Consider the following 18,880-nt stretch of genomic DNA (forward strand, 5'->3'; position numbering starts at 1 on the left):
GGGCCGTACTCGTTTGTAGCGGATGATTGCTTACAGGGTGAACTCGCACCGCGTTGGTTCGAACGCACCGGCCACACGTGGCACGATCAGGGCTTCATACTTGCCAGGGCCATGCCGGTCCAGGCCAACCTCCCATTCGTCGGATTTCGAGCTTGGCACTACCAGTGTCTCAGTAACGCCTTCAGGGTTCTTGAGTTTGAGCTGGGCGGTATAAGGCACATTGTCCAGGCCCAGTTTGCCGTGCAGGCGGTTTTGAGTTTTATCGTATTGGATGGAAGCTTTCATTTCATTTGCTCCTGGTTGGTGGAGACTCGATTCTTGGGATTTGCAGGGGCGCAGCGAATCAGGAATTCATTCCGAACGATGAGGGTTTTCATGGCTTCTCAACGGCGCGAGGGCGTTTGCGGTTGATTGCTGCACCTGACTCCGTCTGCAAGGCAAGGTAAACTTGCCACCCCCGCAGGAGTTGCCATGAACTATCGTCACGCCTTCCACGCCGGCAACCACGCCGACGTCCTCAAGCACATCGTGCTGACCCGCCTCATCGCCTTGATGTCGCGCAAGGAGCAGCCATTTGCCTACATCGATACCCACGCTGGGCTTGGTCTGTACGACCTGCAAGGCGACCAGGCAACCCGGACCGGCGAGTACCTGGAAGGCGTCGCCCGCTTGTGGGGCCGCGATGATGTGCCAGCCATGGCTGCCGACTACCTGCGCGTCATCAAGCGCCTGAACGCGGACGGCGAGCTGCGTTACTACCCCGGTTCGCCCGAGCTGGCTCGCCGCCTGATGCGCCAGCAAGACCGCGCCCTGCTCAACGAAAAGCATCCTGAAGACGGGCCGCTGCTCAAAGAGAACATGAAAAAAGACCCGCGTGTGGTCGTGCACCTGGGCGAAGGCTGGCATGTGCCCAGGGCCCTGCTACCGGTGCAGGAAAAGCGCGCGATCATGCTGATCGACCCGCCGTTCGAGCAGGCCGATGAGCTCAAGCGCTGCACCCATTCCATGAAAGAGGCCATCAGCCGCATGCGCCAGACCGTCGCGGCTATCTGGTACCCCATCAAGGACCAGCGCTCGCTGACGCGTTACTACCAGGACCTGACCAGCACTGGCGCGCCAAAATTGCTGCGGGTCGAGCTGTATGTGCACCACCAGGACAGCCCGCAGGGCCTTAATGGCTCGGGCCTGGCCATCGCCAACCCGCCATGGGGCCTGGAAGAAGAGCTCAAGGAGCTGCTGCCGTGGCTGGCCAAGGAGCTGGCGCAGACGGACGGTAGCTATCGCATGGACTGGCTCATCGCCGAATAGTATTGCCTGCCTGTACTGGCCTCATCGCCGGCAAGCCAGCTCCTGCAAGTACTGCATCTCCCTTGAGGGCAGCGGTGTTCCTGTGGGAGCTGGCTTGCCGGCGATGAGGCCAGTACGGGTTGCCGCGTTGCGCGCATGTTTGCGTTATAATCCCGCCCTTTAGCCGCCACCCGCCCATGAGGCCGCTGGCGCATTTTTACCGAATGAAGAGGCTAATCCCTTGGCATTGACGATTCTTGGCCTGTCCGGCGCCCTTAGCCATGACCCTTCCGCGGCCCTGTACATTGACGGCAAGCTGATTGCCGCCGCCGAAGAAGAGCGCTTCGTGCGTGACAAGCATGCGAAGAACCGCATGCCCTACGAGTCGGCGAAGTTCTGCCTGGAGCAGGCAGGCATCAAGCCGTCCGACGTCGACGTGGTAGCCATCCCGTTCGCCCCGATCAGCCTGTTCGGCAAGGCGCGCTGGCACTATGCCAAGCGCTATTGGTACGCCCCGGATCGCGCCCTCGATGCGATCCTGATGGGCAACCGTCGCTACAAGCGCTATCGCAAGAAAATCGTCTGGTGCCTGGAGCAGCTGGGCTTCGACCCGAAAAAGGTCAAGATCGAGCCGGTCGAGCATCACCTGGCCCACGCCTCCAGTGCCTACCACTGCTCTGGCTTCAAGGAAAAAACCGCGATCCTCGGCATTGATGGTAAAGGCGAATACGCCACCACCTTCTTTGGCTACGGCGAAAACGGCAAGATCCACAAGATCAAGGAATTCTTCGACCCGGACTCCCTGGGTGGCCTGTACGGTGCGATCACCGAGTTCCTCGGCTTCGAAATGCTCGACGGCGAGTTCAAGGTCATGGGCATGGCGCCGTACGGCGACGCCAGCAAGTACGACTTCTCGCGGTTGGCCAGCTTCGAAAACGGCGAACTGGTGATCAACACCGATTACGCCAACGTCATTGGCCTGCGCCGCTATAAAGAGAAGGGCAAGGGTTTCTACTTCTCGCCGAAGCTGATCGAATGGCTGGGCCCCAAGCGCGAAGGCGACATCGCAGACGAGCCGTACATCCATTACGCCGCCAGCATGCAGGCGCTGTTCGAGAAGCTGGCGCTGCAGATGATCGACCACTACCTGGGCGACACCCTGCGTGAAACCGGCAAGCTGGCCTTCGCCGGCGGCTGCGCGCTGAACGTCAAGCTCAACCAGAAGATCATCGCCCGCCCGGACGTGAAAGAGCTGTTCGTCCAGCCGGCCTCCGGCGACGCCGGTACTGCTGTCGGCGCCGCAGCCTATGTTTCCCACGCCCGCGGCGTACCGGTGGAGAAGATGGAGCATGTGTATCTCGGCCCTTCGTACTCCAACGAAGACGTGATCGCCGCCTGCGCCCGTCACCCGAACCAGCCCAAGTGGCGCAAGCTCGACAACATGCCGCAGCAAATCGCCCAGATCATGGTCGACGGCAACCCGGTGGCCTGGTTCCAGGGCCGCATGGAGTTCGGCCCGCGCGCCCTGGGTGGCCGTTCGATCATCGGCTGCCCGAGCGTCGAAGGCGTGGCTGACCGCATCAACCACCAGATCAAGTTCCGCGAGCGCTGGAGACCTTTCTGCCCGTCGATGCTCGACACCGTCGCCCCGCAGATGATCAAGGTCGACCACCCGGCACCGTTCATGACCTTCACCTTCGAAGTGGCTGAAGAGTGGAAGACCCGCGTACCGGAAGTGGTGCACGAGGACGGTACTTCGCGTGCCCAGGTGCTCAAGCGCGAGTACAACCCGCGCTACTACGACATGATGAAGGCGCTGGAAGACCTGACCGGCAATGGCGTGTCGCTGAACACCTCGCTCAACCGTCGCGGTGAACCTATGATCTGCTCGCCGACCGATGCCCTGAACATGTTCTTCGGCTCGGACCTGCAGTACCTGATCATGGAAGACATCCTGGTGGTGAAGGACGGCGCGGCCGCCTATGACCAGCCGCTCTGAACCGCGCATCCTGCAGTTCTGCCATGGCTATGACGGGCCGTTCCTCGACTGTGCCCGTCAGTACGCCAGCCTGTTCCAGGGGCGTGGCTACCAGGTCACCACGGTGTTCCTCACCGGTGCCGCCGACCCGCAGGTGGCGGCCGGTTGCGCGTCTGACGAGGTGCTGTTCCTTGAGTTCAGCTCCAAGGCCGTGCGTGGCCTCAAGCTCGGTGCCATCCGTGCCTTGCGGCGCATTGCGGCCGAGCGCAACTTCGCCTTCTGCATTGCCCACCGCTTCAAGCCCATCTACGTGGCCCTGCTGGGCACCGGCCTGCCGGTGATCGGCGTGCACCATGCCTTTGGCGACTATGAGCGCAAAGGCCGCCGGCTGTTCGCCAACCTGTTCAGCAAGCGCCTGATCCTGCTGGGCGTGTCAGACGCGGTGCGTGACGACATGCGCCGCTGCCTGCCACAGTGGCCAGCCGAACGCATCCAGACTTTGTATAACCGCATCGACATCGACGCCCTGCAAACGGCCCTGGTGCCGCGCGCCGAGGCTCGCCGGGCTCTGGGCCTGGACACGCAGGCGTGGGTCGTCGGCAATGTCGGTCGCCTGCACCCGGACAAGGACCAGGCCACTTTGTTGCGTGGTTTTGCCCAGGCGCTGCCCAAGCTGCCGGCCGGCGCGCGCCTGGCGATCCTCGGCAAGGGCCGGCTAGAGGCCGAGCTCAAGGCCTTGGCCGCCGAGCTGGGGATTGCCGGCCAGGTGAGCTTCCTGGGCCAGGTGCCGGATGCACGCCGCTACTTCGAGGCATTCGATGTGTTCGCCCTGAGCTCCGACCACGAGCCGTTCGGCATGGTCCTGCTCGAAGCCATGGTCGCTGGCGTACCGGTGCTGGCCACGGCTTGCGGCGGGGCTCGTGAAGTGGTCGAGGGTGTGGGTGTGCTGTTCCCGTTGGGCGATGCTGCCCAGTTGGCTCAGGGCCTGGAGCATATGGCCACGCTGAGCGCCGAACAGCGCCAGGCCTGTGCTGAGCACATGCTGCAACGCCTGCGTGAACGCTTCTCCGACCAGGCGGTACGCGAGACCTTCTGGCAGTTGCCGCAGGTACGTGCACTGGTGGGGCAGGCTTGATGCTCAATCGTATCCAGGCCTTCCGCGAGCGCGGGTGGCAAACGATCGACGCCAAGGCCTACGCCGAGGCATGGGCGCGTTTTGGTGGCAGTGTCGCCACCCATCCGCTGGTGGTCGAGCAACTGGCTGACCTGGCGCAGATCCCGGTACGTTACCTGGGCTGGTATCAGGCCGGCGAGCTGAAAGCCGCCATCCCGACCTGGGGGCGCCACCTGGCGCTGGCCAAGGACGTGCTCAAGCGTGCCGGCAAAAAAGCCCTGTTCGACTTGGGCAATGCCGAAATCATCCTGCCAGCTGCGGCCGATGCCGCTGCACCGTTGCGCCATACCGCACGCTACCTGTCCGAACTGAGCCAGGGCCGTTTCACGGGCCTCAAGGAACAGAAGGAACAGCTGGCGATGGCGCGGGCGCACGAAGACCTGTCGAAGAAATTCCGCTACAACCAGCGCCGCGAACTGCGCCTGCTGGAAGAGGCGGGTGGCGTGGTGCGCCCGATCAGCGACTTCAGTGCCCAGCAAATCGCCAGCATGTACTGCGACCTGTTCCAGCGCCGCTGGGGCTTCCCTGCCACCGGTGCCGAGCGCATGGCCGAGGTGCTGGAGCGTCTGCGCGAGCTGCTGATCGGCTCTGTGCTGATGCTGGACGGCAAGCCGATTGCCATTCAGCTGGTGTACCGCGTCGAAGCGCCGGACTGGGTCAGCGTCGAGTACATCAATGGCGGTGTAGACCCTGAAACCAAGGCCTTCAGCCCAGGCAGCGTGCTGAGTTTCCTCAATACCCAGGCCGCCTGGGAAGACGCCCGGGCGCGCAACAAACCATTGCGGTTCTCGTTCGGCCGTGCCGACCGCGAATACAAGGACCGTTGGTGCAACCCTGTGCCGGTGTATCAGGCGTGAGCCGTAAGCAGCAGTTGCTCAAGCGCCACCGGCGCAACAAGCGTCTGGGCTTGCTGGCAGGCCTGGTTGCGCTGGTCGCCCTCGGTGTACTGGCCTGGTGGTGGCTGCCGCTGTTGCTGTTGCCGCTGCTCTGGGCCGCCCACGAGGCCTGGTTTGCCGACCACCTGTTCTACGCACCCGGCGAGGACTACGCCTACGACTTCGGTGACCAGGCGCGGCAAGTACCTGCCAGCCTGCACGCGGGCCTGCTCAAGGCCGACTGCGTGCTACAGGGCGATGAAACCCTTGTGCTTGAGCTGCGGGTAAAAGGCAGCTGGCTCGGTCGGTTCCTGGACCCGCAGGTCGCGCTGCTGGCGGGTGAGCAGGCCGATCGGCAAACCTTCGAGCGTGGCGTCGATGGCGTGCGCTTCCTCAACCTGACCGGCCTGGCTGCGCCGCTCCAGGCCGGCGCATTGCGCCTGCGTGGTCGCCATTGCCGGCTGCTGGGCGAGCCGCGTCTGTGGATAACGCCGGCGGTCGAACTGCAACGGCGCCGGGTGATGGTGATTGCGCCGCATGCCGACGACGCCGAGCTTGCTGCGTATGGCCTTTACAGCCAGGCAGATGAAACCTGGGTAGTGACGCTGACCGCCGGTGAAATCGAGGCCGAGCACTATCAGCAGATGGGCCTGGGCAAGGCCGAGGCCGCGCGCCTGAAGGGCCGCCTGCGCGCCTGGGACAGCATCGCCGTGCCGCGTTGGGCCGGTGTGCCGGAGTCGCGTTGCGTACAGCTGGGCTACTTCTGCCTGCAGTTGCCTGCCATGCAGGCCGCGCCAGAGCAGCCTGTTGCGTCACGCGAGGCCGAGCTGGCCGATATCCGCGTATTTCGCCAGTTCAACCCGTTCCCGCTGCCGGCCGACAGCGATGGTGCGCCAACCTGGAACAACCTGCTGGCCGACCTGCGTACCTTGCTGGAAATGGCCAGGCCGCAAGTCCTGGTAATGCCGCACCCGCAACTCGACCCGCACCCCGATCACATCTGCGCTCAGGCAGCGGTGCTGGAGGCCTTGCAAGGCCTGGCCTGGCAGCCACAAACCCTGCTGTGCTACGCCAACCACCTGCATGACAACGACCGCTGGCCCATGGGCGACAGCGGCGATGGTGTGGCCTTGCCTCCGCAGTTGAGTGCTGTGCAGGCCTGGGCACCTTGCAGCCTGGTCCTGGACGTGGCTACCCAGCACGACAAGGCCATGGCCCTGGGCATGATGCACGACCTGCAGCCGGCCCCGCCATTCAAGCGCCGCCTGCGCCGCTTGCTGCAACGCTGGCTGGCCGGACGGCGGCCGTCGCCTTATGGGGAGAACGAGTTCTTCCGCAAGGCCGTGCGCCGACACGAACTGTTCTGGCGGCGCGAGCTGTAAGTACGCCCAATGGTTGACCGCGATGGCGCAGAGCGCCCAAGGAAAGCAATGAAAGTCCTATTTCTGGTGCAGAAGGAACAGCGGGCGATTCTCGACCGCCTGTACGATGGCGTCGCGGCCAACTGCGAGTGCGACCTGCGTTGGCTGACCAGCGAAGACCAGCGCAACCTGCGTCGCTACTTCAAGCGTGAAGTGCAGGTCGAGCGTTATGACCGCATCGTGTTCTTTCTGCGCTTCAAGCAGGAAATCCGTCAGGTGGCCTTCATCCGTACCGTACCGAACCTGGTCATCCTCGAGCACGACGCCTACCAGAACTACATCCCGTGCAAGTACACCGGCAAGTTCAGCGCCCATTACCGCCAGTTGCCATGGGCGCGGGTGATCAGCTCTGGCTACATGGTCAGCGAGCGCCTGCGCCAGGAAGGTTTCGATGCGGTGTTCGTGCCCAAGGGCTATGACGAGCAGTTGCTGGCCGACCAAGGGCGTGAGCGCGACATCGAACTGGCCTTCGTCGGCAGTGTCAACAGCGTGGCCTACAGCGGTCGCAAGGCGCTGCTGGATGAGTTGGGGCAGGTCGAGAACCTGCTGGTCACCCGCACCAAGTCGGGTGAAGACTACTGCAACACGCTCAACCGTATTCGTTTCTTCGTCAGTGCCGACGTCGGCATGGGCGAATACATGATCAAGAACTTCGAAGCCATGGCCTGCGGCTGTGTACTGCTGGCGTACGACCAGGGCGAGGAGGAAAACCGCGCGCTGGGCCTGGAAGACATGCACAACGTGGTGTTCTATGACAACATCCCGACCCTTCAGGAAAAGCTCCGCCGTTTGCGTGCAGACCCAGAACTTGCCCGGCAGATTGCTGAAAATGGCCGCCATCTGGCGGTTTCCCGTTTCAGTTTCGCCGCCGTTGGACGTAGCATCGTCGACCACATGCGCCCGGCGCTCAGGCCCCACCCGCCGTTGTCTGCGTGGCAGCGGCTACGCCTGACGCTGGGCATCTAAACAAGAGCTTTCGCGCCCAGGAGCGGGTGTTGAAAGCCGATAGTCGCAATGCGGAGGGAGTCCGGTGCGCTTTTCAGAAGAAAGTGATGTCACGCTCGTCGTGACCAGTTGTGGGCGGTTCGATCTGCTCAAAGACACCCTTGAGAGTTTCGATCGCTACAACACAGCGCCCATTCGCGAAGTGTTCATCACCGAAGATTCCGGTGACGATGCCGTGCATGCTGCGGTGCCTGAGCACTGGAGACCGTACTGCAAGGTGTTCGTCAACCGGCCCAAACTCGGCCAGTTGCCCTCGATCGACCTGGCCTACAGTCACGTCACGACGCCTTACATCTTCCACTGCGAAGACGACTGGCACTTCTACCGCCAGAGCTTTGTCGAAGACTCGCGGGCTATCCTGGATGCCAGGCCTGACCTGCTGCAAGTGTGGCTGCGCAGCCATGCCCATGACTTGGCTATCCACAGCCCTTACATTCACCTGGGCGATCGCCAGGTCATTGCCGGCGTGCCGTGTTATCCGCTGCTGTCCGACAAGGCCGAATGGCAAGCGTTTTCGCTCAATCCCGGCCTGCGTCGATTGAGTGATTATCAGCGCTGTGCGCCATTCGCCGCCTATGCTGGAGAGAAGGCGCTTTCCCGACGCTACGCTGAGTTTAATTTGACAGCGGTCACCTTGGAAGGTGATGCAGTGTTGCACACTGGCTTTGGCAATCACGTGACCTTGCCCATCGAAGTGGCGCGCAAGGCCAAACGTCGTCAACGTGATCGTATCAAGCTGGCATTGACGCTGGTGACAGGTGCTTTGATCGGCATGGGTATCACCCTTTTTGTTCAATGAAGTCGCTGTCCCACCTGACATGAGCGGGAGAGGGCCCATGAACATCGTCAATATGATGTGGGCGGGTGGAACGCCGTACATGTCCATCCACAAGGTGCATCGGCAAGTGCTGTCGCACGCCGGCACCGATGCCCGGATCAGTAACTGGTTGCTGCTGGGTAGCGGGCTGTGCTGTGGGCTCGGTTCAACACGGGAGTGGCACATGCCACCACGAGCTCTGAAAGGGCGGCACCTGTGGCGCCTGCTGCGGCCGTGGTTGCGCATGCGCTTGCGCAAGGGGCTGACAGAGGCCAAGGCAGAAATCGTACTGCTCGATGGTATTGGGGTTGCGCGGCTGGTATTGCCGCTACTGCGGAACATTCCCCATGTTCGGGCCAAGGTGCTGTTCCATGGCAAAACGCGCCTGAACAACAGTGACATTCGCCTGTTGCGCATGTTTCCGGGCGAGCGGCTGAGCATCGCGGCCGTGTCGCATACGCTGGCCAAATCGCTGGAACATGACCTGGGCAGGCCAGTGCAGACCCTGCGCATGGCGCTCGACCCGCTGGCGTTCGTCGAACCGTTGCTGAGCCGGAACCAGGCCAGGCAGGCGTTGCAGCTGCCTCAGGCCGACGGGGTGATGCTGGGCGCGGTAGGGCGGTTGGTAGAGAGCAAAGGATTTGAAATGCTGATCGAGGCCTTCGCCAAGGCCAGTGCGCGGCAACCAGGCCTGCAGCTGGCGATTATCGGCGAGGGGCCACAGCATGCCTTGCTGCAGCAGCGTATCAATGCGCTGGGCCTGGCTGGGCGCGTGCATCTGCGCGGTCACCGCGAAGACCTGCAGCTGCTGTATCGAGCGTTCGACTGGCTGTTGGTGCCCTCGCGTTCCGAGGGCTTGGGGCTGGTGGTGCAAGAGGCTGTGATGGCCGATGTACCGGTCGTGTGCAGTGACCTGCAGGTGTTCCGCGAACAGTTGTGCGACACCGGGGTCTACCTGCCCATCGCCGACGAAAGCGCCTGGGCTGATGCGATCGAGCGTTGCACAGCCCTCAGCGCCCCGGCGGTTGCCGCGCGGCAGCGTCAGGCACTGGCGCCGGAGCAGGCCTGGCAGGCGTTCTGTACCGGCTCACAGAGCCTGTTGCGCAACTGACGCTCAGCGCGCCAGCAGGGCTGCCTCGAAGGCGGCGAGGGGGAACTGGTCGCCCAGGTTCTCCCGCTCGATATAACGCACCATGTGCTGCACATTGCGACGAATCATGCGTGCCGAGAGCGGCGGGCGCAGGAAGCGCATGTCGGCCACATCGATCAGGCCCAGGTGCTGGTCGGGGGTAACCACCACATTGCCCAAGTGCAACGAACGGAAGTACACGCCACTGCGGTGCAGCTGGCGAACCAGCTGGATCAGTTGCGGCAGGTAAGTATCCCAGCTGAAGCCGTCATCACGCGACATTTGCAGCAAGGTGCGGCCGGGTAACGGGCGGTACAGCACGGCAGTGCGGCCTGGCACGTCGAGCTTGTGCTGGCTGATCACTTCGAGCGTGGGGATACCCAGTTCCGCCAGCCGCGCGGCGTTATCGACGAATCGCTGGGAGTATGGGCGCAGCAGTGCAGATGAAATCAGCCGCTTCCTACGAAAAACCTTTAGGAAATTACCATCCGCGAGCAGGTAGACTTTGGCGCCATGGCTGTCTGCCTCAAGCACCTGTGCGCCTTGTGTCAGCTGATCGAAGTCGACCTGGGTGAGCCGGGAGCATTGCATGAATAGAGCCTTGTCGTCTGGCGAGCAAAATGACCGGCAATAATGCCGAAAATAATGTTCTAGCACCATGGATGGTGTTTTTGATTCATCGGGGGAAATGGATGCTGTATCAAAAAAACTGGGCGCAGGCCTGGCTGGGATTGGGTCTGGTCTGGTTTCTGGCAGCGATTGCCCTGGCGCCGAGCAACAAGATTTATCAGCAAGGCCTGGTGCTGTTCCTGTGGCTACCGACATTGGTGCTGGCATGGTCCGCCCGCGAGGTGCTGGTGCAAGGCTGGAAGCGTCAGCCGGCGCTATGGATGAGTGTGATGGTGCTGTTGGCCTGGAGTGGCTTGAGCCTGGCCTGGTCGCCCGCAGAGGACACGGGGCGTGAAATCAAGCGGCTGCTCTACATTCTGGTGTTCCTGCTCGCGTTCCCCTTGTTGGCTCAGCTTGGCCTTGCGAGGATTCGCCAGCTGTTGCTGCTAGGGAGCGGCCTGCTGGCCCTCGCTGCGCTGGTGTCGATCATCAATTTCTACGGGCTGCAGGGTGAGCCGTTGCTGGTCCGCCTGGCCGGGATTGGCGAGATATCACACCCCATTCTGGGCGCTTATGTCGTTGGCTCGGCCGTTCTTTTCCTGCTGTATGAGCCGCCGCAGCAGCGTGGCCCGCAGCTGTTGTGGGTGCTCGCACTGGCTTGTCTTGGCGCGTTTGCCGTGCTCAGTCAAAGCCGTGGCGCGCTGTTGGCCCTGGTGCTCACCGTCATGATCGCACCGCTGTGGTTCCGTGACCGCCACAGCCGGGTGTTCGCCATCCTGGCAGTCATTGCAACCGGCTTTGCCTTGTATGCGGCGTATGACCTGATCGCCGAGCGCGGTTCATCCTACCGGCCAGAAATTTTCCATGCCGTGGTCAACATGATTGCCGCGCACCCCTGGACAGGCCTGGGCCTGGGGGCTGACTACGATGTCAGTGCGGTGGGCAGGCACTTCGACCACACCCACAACATGTTCACCCACGTTGCCGTGGAGATGGGCCTGCCTGGCATGCTGCTCTGGGTCATGGTGTGGTTGTTCACCTTGGGTGAAATCATCCGCGCGCGCGGTACCCTGTTCGGCAAGCTCCTGCTGGGCTTATGGGTGTACTCGACACTGGCCATGCAGTTCGATGCCGCCAGCCTTACCGGTACGCCACGTGCAGAATGGTTCATCAGCTGGCTGCCTGTTGGCCTTGCCATGATGCTGCCATGGGGGCGTGCCGAAAATGACGCCTGTGGTAAAATTTCCGGTTCAACCTGAACAGCGAGCTCGATAATGGCCGAAACACCGCGACCGGCGGAGCACACCTCCAGCCTGAAGATCTATTTCCGGCTGTTGGGCTATGTGAAACCCTATGTCGGCATTTTCCTGCTGAGCATTGTCGGTTTCGTGATCTTTGCCTCGACCCAGCCGATGCTGGCCGGCATTCTCAAGTACTTTGTCGATGGGCTGAGCAACCCTGAAGCGGTGTTGTTCCCCAACGTCCCCTACCTGCGCGACCTGCAATTGCTGCAGGCGGTGCCGTTGCTGATCATCCTGATCGCTGCGTGGCAGGGCCTGGGGTCTTTCCTTGGCAACTATTTCCTGGCCAAGGTTTCCCTGTGCCTGGTGCACGACCTGCGCGTGGAGTTGTTCAACAAGCTGCTGGTACTGCCCAACCGCTACTTCGACAACCACAACTCCGGGCACCTGATTTCGCGTATCACCTTCAACGTGACCATGGTCACCGGTGCTGCCACCGATGCAATCAAGGTGGTCATCCGTGAAGGCCTGACCGTGGTGTTCCTGTTCGCCTACCTGTTGTGGATGAACTGGCACCTCACCTTGGTCATGGTCGCCATCCTGCCGGTGATCGCGGTAATGGTCAGCATCGCCAGCAAGAAATTCCGCAAGCAGAGCAAGAAGATCCAGGTGGCGATGGGTGACGTCACCCACGTCGCGTCGGAAACCATCCAGGGTTATCGCGTTGTCCGTAGCTTCGGCGGCGAGGCTTACGAAGAGCAGCGGTTCAGCAAGGCCAGCCAGAGCAACACCGACAAGCAGCTGCGCATGACCAAGACCGGCTCCCTGTACACGCCAATGCTGCAGCTGGTGATCTACAGCGCCATGGCGGCGCTGATGTTCCTGGTGCTGTTCCTGCGTGGTGAGTCCACCGCCGGTGACCTGGTGGCCTATATCACTGCTGCCGGCCTGCTGCCCAAGCCGATTCGTCAGTTGTCGGAAGTCAGCTCGACCATCCAGAAGGGCCTGGCAGGTGCAGAAAGCATCTTCGAGCAACTGGACGAAGAGCCTGAACTGGACACCGGTACGGTCGAGAAGGACCGTGTGGAAGGCCGCCTGGAAGTGCGCAACCTGAGCTTCACCTACCCAGGTACCGAGCGTGAAGTGCTGAGCGACATCAGCTTTGTCGCCGAGCCAGGGCAGATGATCGCCCTGGTTGGCCGCTCTGGCAGCGGCAAATCGACCCTTGCGGCGCTGATCCCGCGCTTCTATCACCATGACCAGGGGCAGATCCTGCTCGATGGTGTGGAGATCGAGAACTACCGCCTGCGCAACCTGCGCCGCCACGTTTCGCAGGTGACCCAGCACGTTACCCTGTTCAACGACACCGTGGCCAACAACATCGCCTATGGCGATCTGGCAGGTGCCCCACGCGCAGACATCGAAGCCGCTGCGGCCGATGCCTACGCCAAGGAGTTCGTCGACCGCTTGCCGAAGGGCTTCGATACCGACGTGGGTGAAAACGGCGTGCTGCTCTCCGGCGGCCAGCGCCAGCGCCTGGCCATTGCCAGGGCACTGCTGAAGAACGCGCCGCTGCTGATTCTGGATGAGGCCACCTCGGCCCTGGATACCGAATCCGAGCGGCACATCCAGGCTGCCCTGGACCATGTGATGCAAGGCCGTACCACGCTGGTGATCGCCCACCGTCTGTCGACCATCGAGAAGGCCGACCAGATCCTGGTCATGGACCAGGGCCGTCTGGTAGAGCGCGGCACCCATGCTGAACTGCTCGCGGCTAATGGCCATTATGCCCGCCTGCACGCCATGGGCCTGGATGAGCCGGTCAAGGCCGATATCACCTGAGTCCTCCCTCATCGGGGCCGTAACGGCCCCGATTGTCACGGGAATTTTCCGGGGGCGATCTGGCCATAAAGCCGTCGACTACCCTGTGCTAATATCCTGCCCCTGTTCATTATTTCCATATGGGTTGCCCATGAAGTTGTCCATGCCGCGTTTCGATCAAGCCCCGGTTCTGGTGGTCGGCGATGTCATGCTCGACCGCTACTGGCATGGCGGTACTTCGCGTATCTCGCCTGAAGCGCCAGTGCCGGTGGTCAAGGTCGATCAGATCGAGGATCGCCCCGGCGGCGCGGCCAACGTTGCCTTGAACATCGCTGCGCTGGGCGCACCGGCGTCGCTGATCGGCGTTACCGGCCAGGACGAGGCCGCCGACAGCCTGGCCAACAGCCTGCAGGCTGCGGGGGTGCGGTCTGTGTTCCAGCGCATCGCGCACCAGCCGACCATCGTCAAGCTGCGGGTCATGAGCCGTCACCAGCAACTGCTGCGTATCGATTTCGAAGAGCCGTTTGCCACCGACCCGCTATCGCTGGGTGCCGAAGTCGACAGCCTGCTCGAAGGTGTCAAAGTGCTGGTCTTGTCGGACTACGGCAAGGGTGCTCTGAAGAACCACCAAAGCCTGATCCAGGCGGCACGGGCCAAGGGCATTCCGGTGCTGGCCGACCCCAAGGGCAAGGACTTTTCCATCTACCGTGGCGCTAGCCTGATTACCCCGAACCTCAGCGAGTTCGAAACCATCGTCGGCCGTTGCGCCGATGAGGCCGAACTGGTTGCCAAAGGCTTGCAGCTGCTGCAGGACCTGGACCTGGGTGCCGTGCTGGTAACTCGTGGCGAGCATGGCATGACCCTGCTGCGCGTTGGCCAGCCTGCGCTGCACCTGCCGGCGCGGGCGCGCGAGGTGTTCGATGTGACCGGTGCCGGCGATACCGTCATCTCCACCCTCGCCGCAGCCATTGCCGCGGGTGAGGACCTGCCCCATGCGGTGGCCCTGGCCAACCTGGCGGCAGGCATTGTGGTCGGCAAGCTGGGTACCGCTGCGATCAGCGCCCCCGAGCTGCGCCGCGCAATCCAGCGTGAGGAAGGCTCCGAGCGCGGCGTGCTGGGCCTGGAGCAATTGTTGTTGGCCATCGATGATGCGCGGGCGCACAACGAGAAGATCGTCTTCACCAATGGCTGCTTCGATATCCTGCATGCCGGGCATGTCACCTATCTGGAGCAGGCGCGCGCCCAAGGCGATCGCCTGATCGTCGCGGTCAACGACGACGCCTCGGTCAGCCGCTTGAAAGGGCCGGGCCGGCCGATCAACAGCGTCGACCGGCGTATGGCCGTACTGGCCGGGCTGGGCGCGGTGGACTGGGTAATCAGCTTCCCGGAAGGCACCCCGGAAAACCTGCTGAGCCAGGTCAAGCCGGATGTGCTGGTCAAGGGTGGCGACTATGGCATCGACCAAGTGGTAGGCGCTGATATCGTCAAGGCCTATGGCGGCACCGTGAAGGTGCTGGGCCTGGTCGAGAACAGCTCGACTACCGCGATTGTCGAGAAGATTCGCAAGAACTGATACAGCCAGGGCCTTTTTGCGGCCCAATCGCCGGCAAGCCAGCTCCCACACGCACAGCGCAGGCCTTGAGTCCTGCACAGGCCTTGTGGGAGCTGGCGTGCCGGCGATTGGCTGCGCAGCAGCCCCAGGGACTCACTTGTGAAGTGAGGTGCGGGCGCGCTCCAGCAGCGCCCGGGCCTTGTCGCCAAACCGCTGCAGGTGCGACGCCCGCGCCGGCTTGCTCTCCACCAACCCCTGCTGTTTGACCCAGTCCTTCCAGCGCACCCGCTCCTCCGTCACCACCCAGCCTTCCTGCCGGGCAAAACTCTCGGCCAGATACAACCCGCGTGTGCTCGCCGGCACCAGCTCATCTTTTTTCAGCGTATACAGCTCCGCCACTGGCTGGCCGTCCTTCAACGGCATCAGATACAGGTCTGGCCGCTTGCGGTTGAGGCGGGCTTCCAGTTGGTCACCCTCCAGTCGCTCGTCGACATGGAACAAGCTGAGCTTCTTGGCTTCCCGAGGCACCTGCAGACGCATGTCGTAGATCAGCTGGAGCGACGCGGTGGGCAAGTGCACGTAGGCCCGTGGCCGCTCCATTAGCATCAGCTTGCTGCAGTGCACGGGGCGGGCGGCACCGGACTGTGGGGTAAGCACGAAATGTGGCGTTTCGCGGTAGTGCAGGGCGGCGGCGTAGGGCACGGGCAGCCAGGTGTCGTTGAAACGCCCGCCCAGCCAGCCTTCCGGGGTTTCCAGCAGGCATTCCTCGGCCACTTCCTGAACCGCCGTGTGCAGCGGGAGGTTCAGTTCCTGCGCCGGCACATAGCCAGAAATCAGTTTCAACACCACATCGCCCCGGTCTTGCCGACGCTGACGTACCAACACCCAGTAATCACGGTTTTGCCAATGCAGGGTAAGCCGCACCGACACACCCAGATTGGCGAGTTCGACCACGAAGCGCTGTGTGTCGGGCAGCTGAATGGCCTTGCGCCGCTGCTGGGTCTGGGCAAAGTTAAGCGGCATGCCGATGCTCTGATAGGTCAGGCCTTCGGGCGTTGCCTCGACATGCAGTGGTAGTGTCTTGAAGTTGCTCGGGTTTTTGCGGATCAACGTTCGCGCCACGAGGCTCCTCCTTGCGTCGGGTCGTACCTCTGGCCCTTGGGCCAGAGGTAACTCAGTGCTGGCCCAGGATACGGGCGACGGTGGCCACGTTGTGGGCCAGGTGCAGCGGATTGATGGTGCCGACGATAGCACTGCTGACACCCGGGTGGGCGAACAGCAGCTCGAAGCTTGCCTGCACCGGGTCAACGCCCGGGGCCAGGCAGATATGCCCGCTGGCCAGGGCCTTCTTTACCAGGATGGCCTTGCCGTGTTCGGCAGCGTAGTCCAGCACCGGGCGTTCTGCCTGTTCGTTGAGGTTATAGGTGACCATGGCACAGTCGCCTTGCTCCAGCGCTTTCAGGCCGCCTGCCACGGTCTTGCCGGACAGGCCAAAGCCGAGGATCTTGCCCTCTTGCTTGAGCTCCGCCAGGGTCTGGTAGACCTCCTGCTGTTCGAGGATGGCCAGGTCGTTGCCGTCGGAATGCACCAGCACCAGTTCGATGCGGTCGGTTTCCAGGCGGCGCAGGCTGCGCTCCACCGAACGGCGGGTGTGGGCCGCACTGAAGTCGAAGTGCGACAGGCCGTTGTCGAATTCTTCGCCGACTTTGCTGACGATTACCCATTCATCGCGCTGGCCGCGCAGCAGCGGGCCCAGGCGTTCTTCGCTGCGGCCATAGGCGGGGGCGGTGTCGATCAGGTTGATGCCCAATTCGCGGGCCTGTGCCAGCAGCATGCGGGCTTCGTCATCGCCGGGGATGGTGAAGCCGGTGGGGTATTTCACGCCCTGATCTCGGCCAAGCTTGACTGTGCCCAGGCCTAAGGGGGACACCTTGAAGCCGGTGCTGCCCAGGGGGCGGTGGAAGTCGTGCAACGTAGGCAGGGTCATGGCAGCAGTTGCTCCCAGGCGGGTACACCCAGCGGTGGACGTGGCAGGCCGGCCAGGTCGGCTTGTGCCTGTGGGCGGATGCCGTCGCGCTCCAGGTTGGCGATTACCCGGTCGCTGAAGTCGGGTGCTAGAGCCAGCTTGGTCGGCCAGCCCACCATCAAGCGTTGCTGGTCGGCGAGGAATGCGTTGTCCGGGCGTACCAGGCCCGATTGTGCGGGTTCTGCACGGTCGACTCGCAGGGTGGCCCAGCGCACCTGGCTCTGGTCGACCCAGGGCAGCAGGTTGGCGATTTCCTTCTGCGCCGCAGCAATCTGAGCGGCAGGTTCGCGCGCCACGCCTTCGGCTTCGGCCAGGTCACCACCGAGGTACCACACCCACTGGCCATCGGCCGCCGGGTGGGTGGTCACCGTCACGCGCGGCTTGGGCCCGCCACCGAGGCAGTGGGCGTACAAGGGTTTGAGGTTCGGTCCCTTGGCCATGACCATGTGCAGCGGGCGGGTTTGCATGGCTGGTTGGTGCAGGCCCAGCGCCTGCAGCAAACCTTCGGTGCCGGCACCGGCGCTTGATACGATGCGTTGGGCACGGATTTCCCGGTCGTCCACGCGCAGGCCGACCAGCGCATCACCTTCACGCAACGGTTCGATGTGTTCACCTGCCAGCAGGGAGTCGCCGGCCAGCTCGGCCAGGTTGGCCAGCAGGCTCGGGACATCGATTACCAGTTCCGCCAGGCGATAGACCTTGCCTTTGAACGCGCGGTCCTGCAATGCGGGCGGCAGATGCTCACCTTTAACCTGGTCGACCCGGCCGCGCACGGCCTTGCTGGCGAAGAAGCTGGTGAGGTTCCCGGCCAAGGTCCCCGGCGACCACAGGTAGTGGGCATCGGATAGCAGACGGGTACGCCCCAGGTCGAGTTCGCCGTCGCCAGCCAGGGCCTCGCGCCAGCGCCGTGGCATGTCGGCGATGGCTTCCGAAGCGCCGGTCAGGGCGCCGTGCAGGGCGTACTTAGTGCCGCCGTGAATAATGCCCTGAGACTTGATGGTCTGCTCGCCGCCGAGGCTGGCGCGTTCCACCAGCACGGTCGAGTAGCCCAGGCGGCGCAGCCGGGCATTGAGCCACAAGCCAGCGACCCCGGCGCCGACGATCAGCACGTCAGTGGAAATGGCGGTTGGCATGGATTACCTCCAAGGTTGGACAGCTGGGCAGTATACAAGCTAAGGCCGTGCCTCTGTGTGCCCAGCCTTCTGATAGTAGCGCGCTGCAGCAGGGGGATGATTCGAACTACATGTGGGTTTGCCCAGTACTTCCTTCAAGTCGGCATGGCAACTGTCATATTTGCTAGTTTCGAGTTCGCGAGGGGGGGGTTACGCTGGATTCTCGGTTGTCTATCGCTTTGAATGGCGTTGAAAATACTGAGGGTAAAAATATGAATAGTCTTATTCATCTGACTGATTTCTCGCTTCAGGCAGGCGTTGATTACAAAGAAAAAGATATTCTTAAATATGGTTTGAATGGGTGGCGGCTTTATAACCAGTCTGCGCTCGTGAAAATTCAGGAGGATCCTGAAAAACCAGAACAAGGTTCTGTCCTGCGGTTTGGCAGTAGCGGCAGCGAGGGGCCTCTGCGCCCAGGAATCATAATGTATAAAGTGATTTCGGGTTTTCCACCTGGCTATAAACTGAAATTCGCTATGACCGCCAGGCGCCAGGGTGCTTATAATCAACCTAGATTGTCATTTCATTATAACGGCACCATTCTCAAGACAGGTTTTCACTTAAAAGATGATTACGATAATTATTTTGGAGAATTTACTGTCCGTGATGACGTAACCATACTCGCGATAGAGAACTCGATTACCGAAACTTCTGGGAATGATTTTTTCATTTCGAAATTGGAAATTCGGCCGCAGGGGGTTGGTGAGATATCCGACGAGGGGTGATTCCAATTTCCGAGTGTTTTTTATGTTGCCGGCGCGGCCATTTACTAG

General features: G+C 62.3%; 17 protein-coding genes. 12 read left to right on the forward strand and 5 right to left on the reverse strand.

Annotated features, from left to right (window positions below):
• Positions 1-30: 30 nt before the first annotated feature.
• A complete protein-coding gene (locus J3A71_RS02265; protein WP_016489492.1) occupies positions 31-285 on the reverse strand; it encodes a hypothetical protein in 255 nt (84 codons plus the stop codon).
• A 186-nt stretch (positions 286-471) separates the two neighbouring features.
• On the opposite strand from J3A71_RS02265, the gene rlmJ reads away from it, so the two are divergent.
• The 8 genes from rlmJ to J3A71_RS02305 all read left to right on the forward strand — a co-directional run bounded on the left by rlmJ (position 472) and on the right by J3A71_RS02305 (position 9,668).
• Positions 472-1,308 carry a 23S rRNA (adenine(2030)-N(6))-methyltransferase RlmJ gene (gene rlmJ / locus J3A71_RS02270; RefSeq protein ID WP_016489491.1) on the forward strand — a complete coding sequence of 279 codons (837 nt, stop codon included), beginning with the start codon at positions 472-474 and terminating at the stop codon, positions 1,306-1,308.
• A 220-nt stretch (positions 1,309-1,528) separates the two neighbouring features.
• On the forward strand, positions 1,529-3,286 hold the full coding sequence (locus J3A71_RS02275) for a carbamoyltransferase (RefSeq protein ID WP_016489490.1): 1,758 nt from the start codon (positions 1,529-1,531) through the stop codon (positions 3,284-3,286).
• A complete protein-coding gene (locus tag J3A71_RS02280; protein ID WP_096426850.1) occupies positions 3,270-4,400 on the forward strand; it encodes a glycosyltransferase in 1,131 nt (376 codons plus the stop codon). Before J3A71_RS02275 ends, J3A71_RS02280 begins: the two co-directional genes overlap by 17 nt.
• Complete coding sequence (locus J3A71_RS02285) at positions 4,400-5,296, forward strand: antimicrobial resistance protein Mig-14 (protein ID WP_016489488.1); 897 nt, start codon at positions 4,400-4,402, stop codon at positions 5,294-5,296. The genes J3A71_RS02280 and J3A71_RS02285 overlap by 1 nt, the downstream gene beginning before the upstream one ends.
• Positions 5,293-6,696 carry a PIG-L family deacetylase gene (locus J3A71_RS02290; RefSeq protein WP_060516864.1) on the forward strand — a complete coding sequence of 468 codons (1,404 nt, stop codon included), beginning with the start codon at positions 5,293-5,295 and terminating at the stop codon, positions 6,694-6,696. Before J3A71_RS02285 ends, J3A71_RS02290 begins: the two co-directional genes overlap by 4 nt.
• A 48-nt stretch (positions 6,697-6,744) precedes the next feature.
• The gene (locus J3A71_RS02295; protein ID WP_060516862.1) at positions 6,745-7,701 is read left to right on the forward strand and encodes a glycosyltransferase; all 957 of its coding nucleotides are present in this window, start codon (positions 6,745-6,747) and stop codon (positions 7,699-7,701) included.
• 64 nt (positions 7,702-7,765) lie between these two features.
• On the forward strand, positions 7,766-8,539 hold the full coding sequence (locus J3A71_RS02300; RefSeq protein ID WP_016489485.1) for a hypothetical protein: 774 nt from the start codon (positions 7,766-7,768) through the stop codon (positions 8,537-8,539).
• A 37-nt stretch (positions 8,540-8,576) separates the two neighbouring features.
• On the forward strand, positions 8,577-9,668 hold the full coding sequence (locus tag J3A71_RS02305; protein WP_095116431.1) for a glycosyltransferase: 1,092 nt from the start codon (positions 8,577-8,579) through the stop codon (positions 9,666-9,668).
• Between the two features lie 3 nt (positions 9,669-9,671).
• Here the strand turns inward: J3A71_RS02305 and J3A71_RS02310 are convergent, their stop codons facing one another.
• Positions 9,672-10,277, reverse strand: coding sequence for a hypothetical protein (locus tag J3A71_RS02310; protein ID WP_016489483.1), 606 nt, complete (start codon positions 10,275-10,277; stop codon positions 9,672-9,674).
• Between the two features lie 101 nt (positions 10,278-10,378).
• On the opposite strand from J3A71_RS02310, the gene J3A71_RS02315 reads away from it, so the two are divergent.
• The 3 genes from J3A71_RS02315 (at position 10,379) to hldE (ending at position 14,930) form a co-directional block, all read left to right on the forward strand.
• A complete protein-coding gene (locus J3A71_RS02315) occupies positions 10,379-11,554 on the forward strand; it encodes an O-antigen ligase family protein (RefSeq protein ID WP_024717358.1) in 1,176 nt (391 codons plus the stop codon).
• Positions 11,555-11,569: 15 nt separating this feature from the next.
• Positions 11,570-13,378, forward strand: a complete 1,809-nt coding sequence (gene msbA / locus J3A71_RS02320) for a lipid A export permease/ATP-binding protein MsbA (protein WP_016489481.1) — start codon at positions 11,570-11,572, stop codon at positions 13,376-13,378.
• Positions 13,379-13,508: 130 nt separating this feature from the next.
• On the forward strand, positions 13,509-14,930 hold the full coding sequence (gene hldE / locus J3A71_RS02325) for a bifunctional D-glycero-beta-D-manno-heptose-7-phosphate kinase/D-glycero-beta-D-manno-heptose 1-phosphate adenylyltransferase HldE (protein ID WP_016489480.1): 1,422 nt from the start codon (positions 13,509-13,511) through the stop codon (positions 14,928-14,930).
• Between the two features lie 132 nt (positions 14,931-15,062).
• Here hldE and J3A71_RS02330 read toward each other — a convergent pair whose 3' ends face one another.
• Genes J3A71_RS02330 through J3A71_RS02340 form a run of 3 tightly spaced genes read right to left on the reverse strand, consistent with a single transcriptional unit; the run spans position 15,063 to position 18,068 of the window.
• On the reverse strand, positions 15,063-16,031 hold the full coding sequence (locus J3A71_RS02330) for a hypothetical protein (protein WP_016489479.1): 969 nt from the start codon (positions 16,029-16,031) through the stop codon (positions 15,063-15,065).
• Between the two features lie 52 nt (positions 16,032-16,083).
• The gene (locus J3A71_RS02335) at positions 16,084-16,896 is read right to left on the reverse strand and encodes an aldo/keto reductase (RefSeq protein WP_016489478.1); all 813 of its coding nucleotides are present in this window, start codon (positions 16,894-16,896) and stop codon (positions 16,084-16,086) included.
• Positions 16,893-18,068 (reverse strand): FAD-dependent oxidoreductase, encoded by a 1,176-nt coding sequence (locus J3A71_RS02340; RefSeq protein ID WP_095116435.1) that lies wholly within the window; start codon positions 18,066-18,068, stop codon positions 16,893-16,895. The genes J3A71_RS02335 and J3A71_RS02340 overlap by 4 nt, the downstream gene beginning before the upstream one ends.
• Positions 18,069-18,274: 206 nt before the next feature.
• Between J3A71_RS02340 and J3A71_RS02345 the strand changes: the two genes are divergently transcribed.
• Positions 18,275-18,832 (forward strand): hypothetical protein, encoded by a 558-nt coding sequence (locus J3A71_RS02345; RefSeq protein ID WP_146018909.1) that lies wholly within the window; start codon positions 18,275-18,277, stop codon positions 18,830-18,832.
• Positions 18,833-18,880: the final 48 nt, after the last annotated feature.

Source organism: Pseudomonas sp. PvP089 (assembly GCF_017875165.1).
GTDB classification, from domain to species: Bacteria; Pseudomonadota; Gammaproteobacteria; order Pseudomonadales; family Pseudomonadaceae; genus Aquipseudomonas; species Aquipseudomonas fortuita.

Coding starts and splice junctions, on each gene's coding strand:
- J3A71_RS02265 (WP_016489492.1), bottom strand. CDS start 285: ATGAAAGCTTCCATCCAATACGATAAAACTCAAAACCGCCTGCACGGC.
- rlmJ (WP_016489491.1), top strand. CDS start 472: ATGAACTATCGTCACGCCTTCCACGCCGGCAACCACGCCGACGTCCTC.
- J3A71_RS02280 (WP_096426850.1), top strand. CDS start 3,270: ATGACCAGCCGCTCTGAACCGCGCATCCTGCAGTTCTGCCATGGCTAT.
- J3A71_RS02285 (WP_016489488.1), top strand. CDS start 4,400: ATGCTCAATCGTATCCAGGCCTTCCGCGAGCGCGGGTGGCAAACGATC.
- J3A71_RS02295 (WP_060516862.1), top strand. CDS start 6,745: ATGAAAGTCCTATTTCTGGTGCAGAAGGAACAGCGGGCGATTCTCGAC.
- J3A71_RS02305 (WP_095116431.1), top strand. CDS start 8,577: ATGAACATCGTCAATATGATGTGGGCGGGTGGAACGCCGTACATGTCC.
- J3A71_RS02310 (WP_016489483.1), bottom strand. CDS start 10,277: ATGCAATGCTCCCGGCTCACCCAGGTCGACTTCGATCAGCTGACACAA.
- J3A71_RS02315 (WP_024717358.1), top strand. CDS start 10,379: ATGCTGTATCAAAAAAACTGGGCGCAGGCCTGGCTGGGATTGGGTCTG.
- msbA (WP_016489481.1), top strand. CDS start 11,570: ATGGCCGAAACACCGCGACCGGCGGAGCACACCTCCAGCCTGAAGATC.
- hldE (WP_016489480.1), top strand. CDS start 13,509: ATGAAGTTGTCCATGCCGCGTTTCGATCAAGCCCCGGTTCTGGTGGTC.
- J3A71_RS02335 (WP_016489478.1), bottom strand. CDS start 16,896: ATGACCCTGCCTACGTTGCACGACTTCCACCGCCCCCTGGGCAGCACC.
- J3A71_RS02340 (WP_095116435.1), bottom strand. CDS start 18,068: ATGCCAACCGCCATTTCCACTGACGTGCTGATCGTCGGCGCCGGGGTC.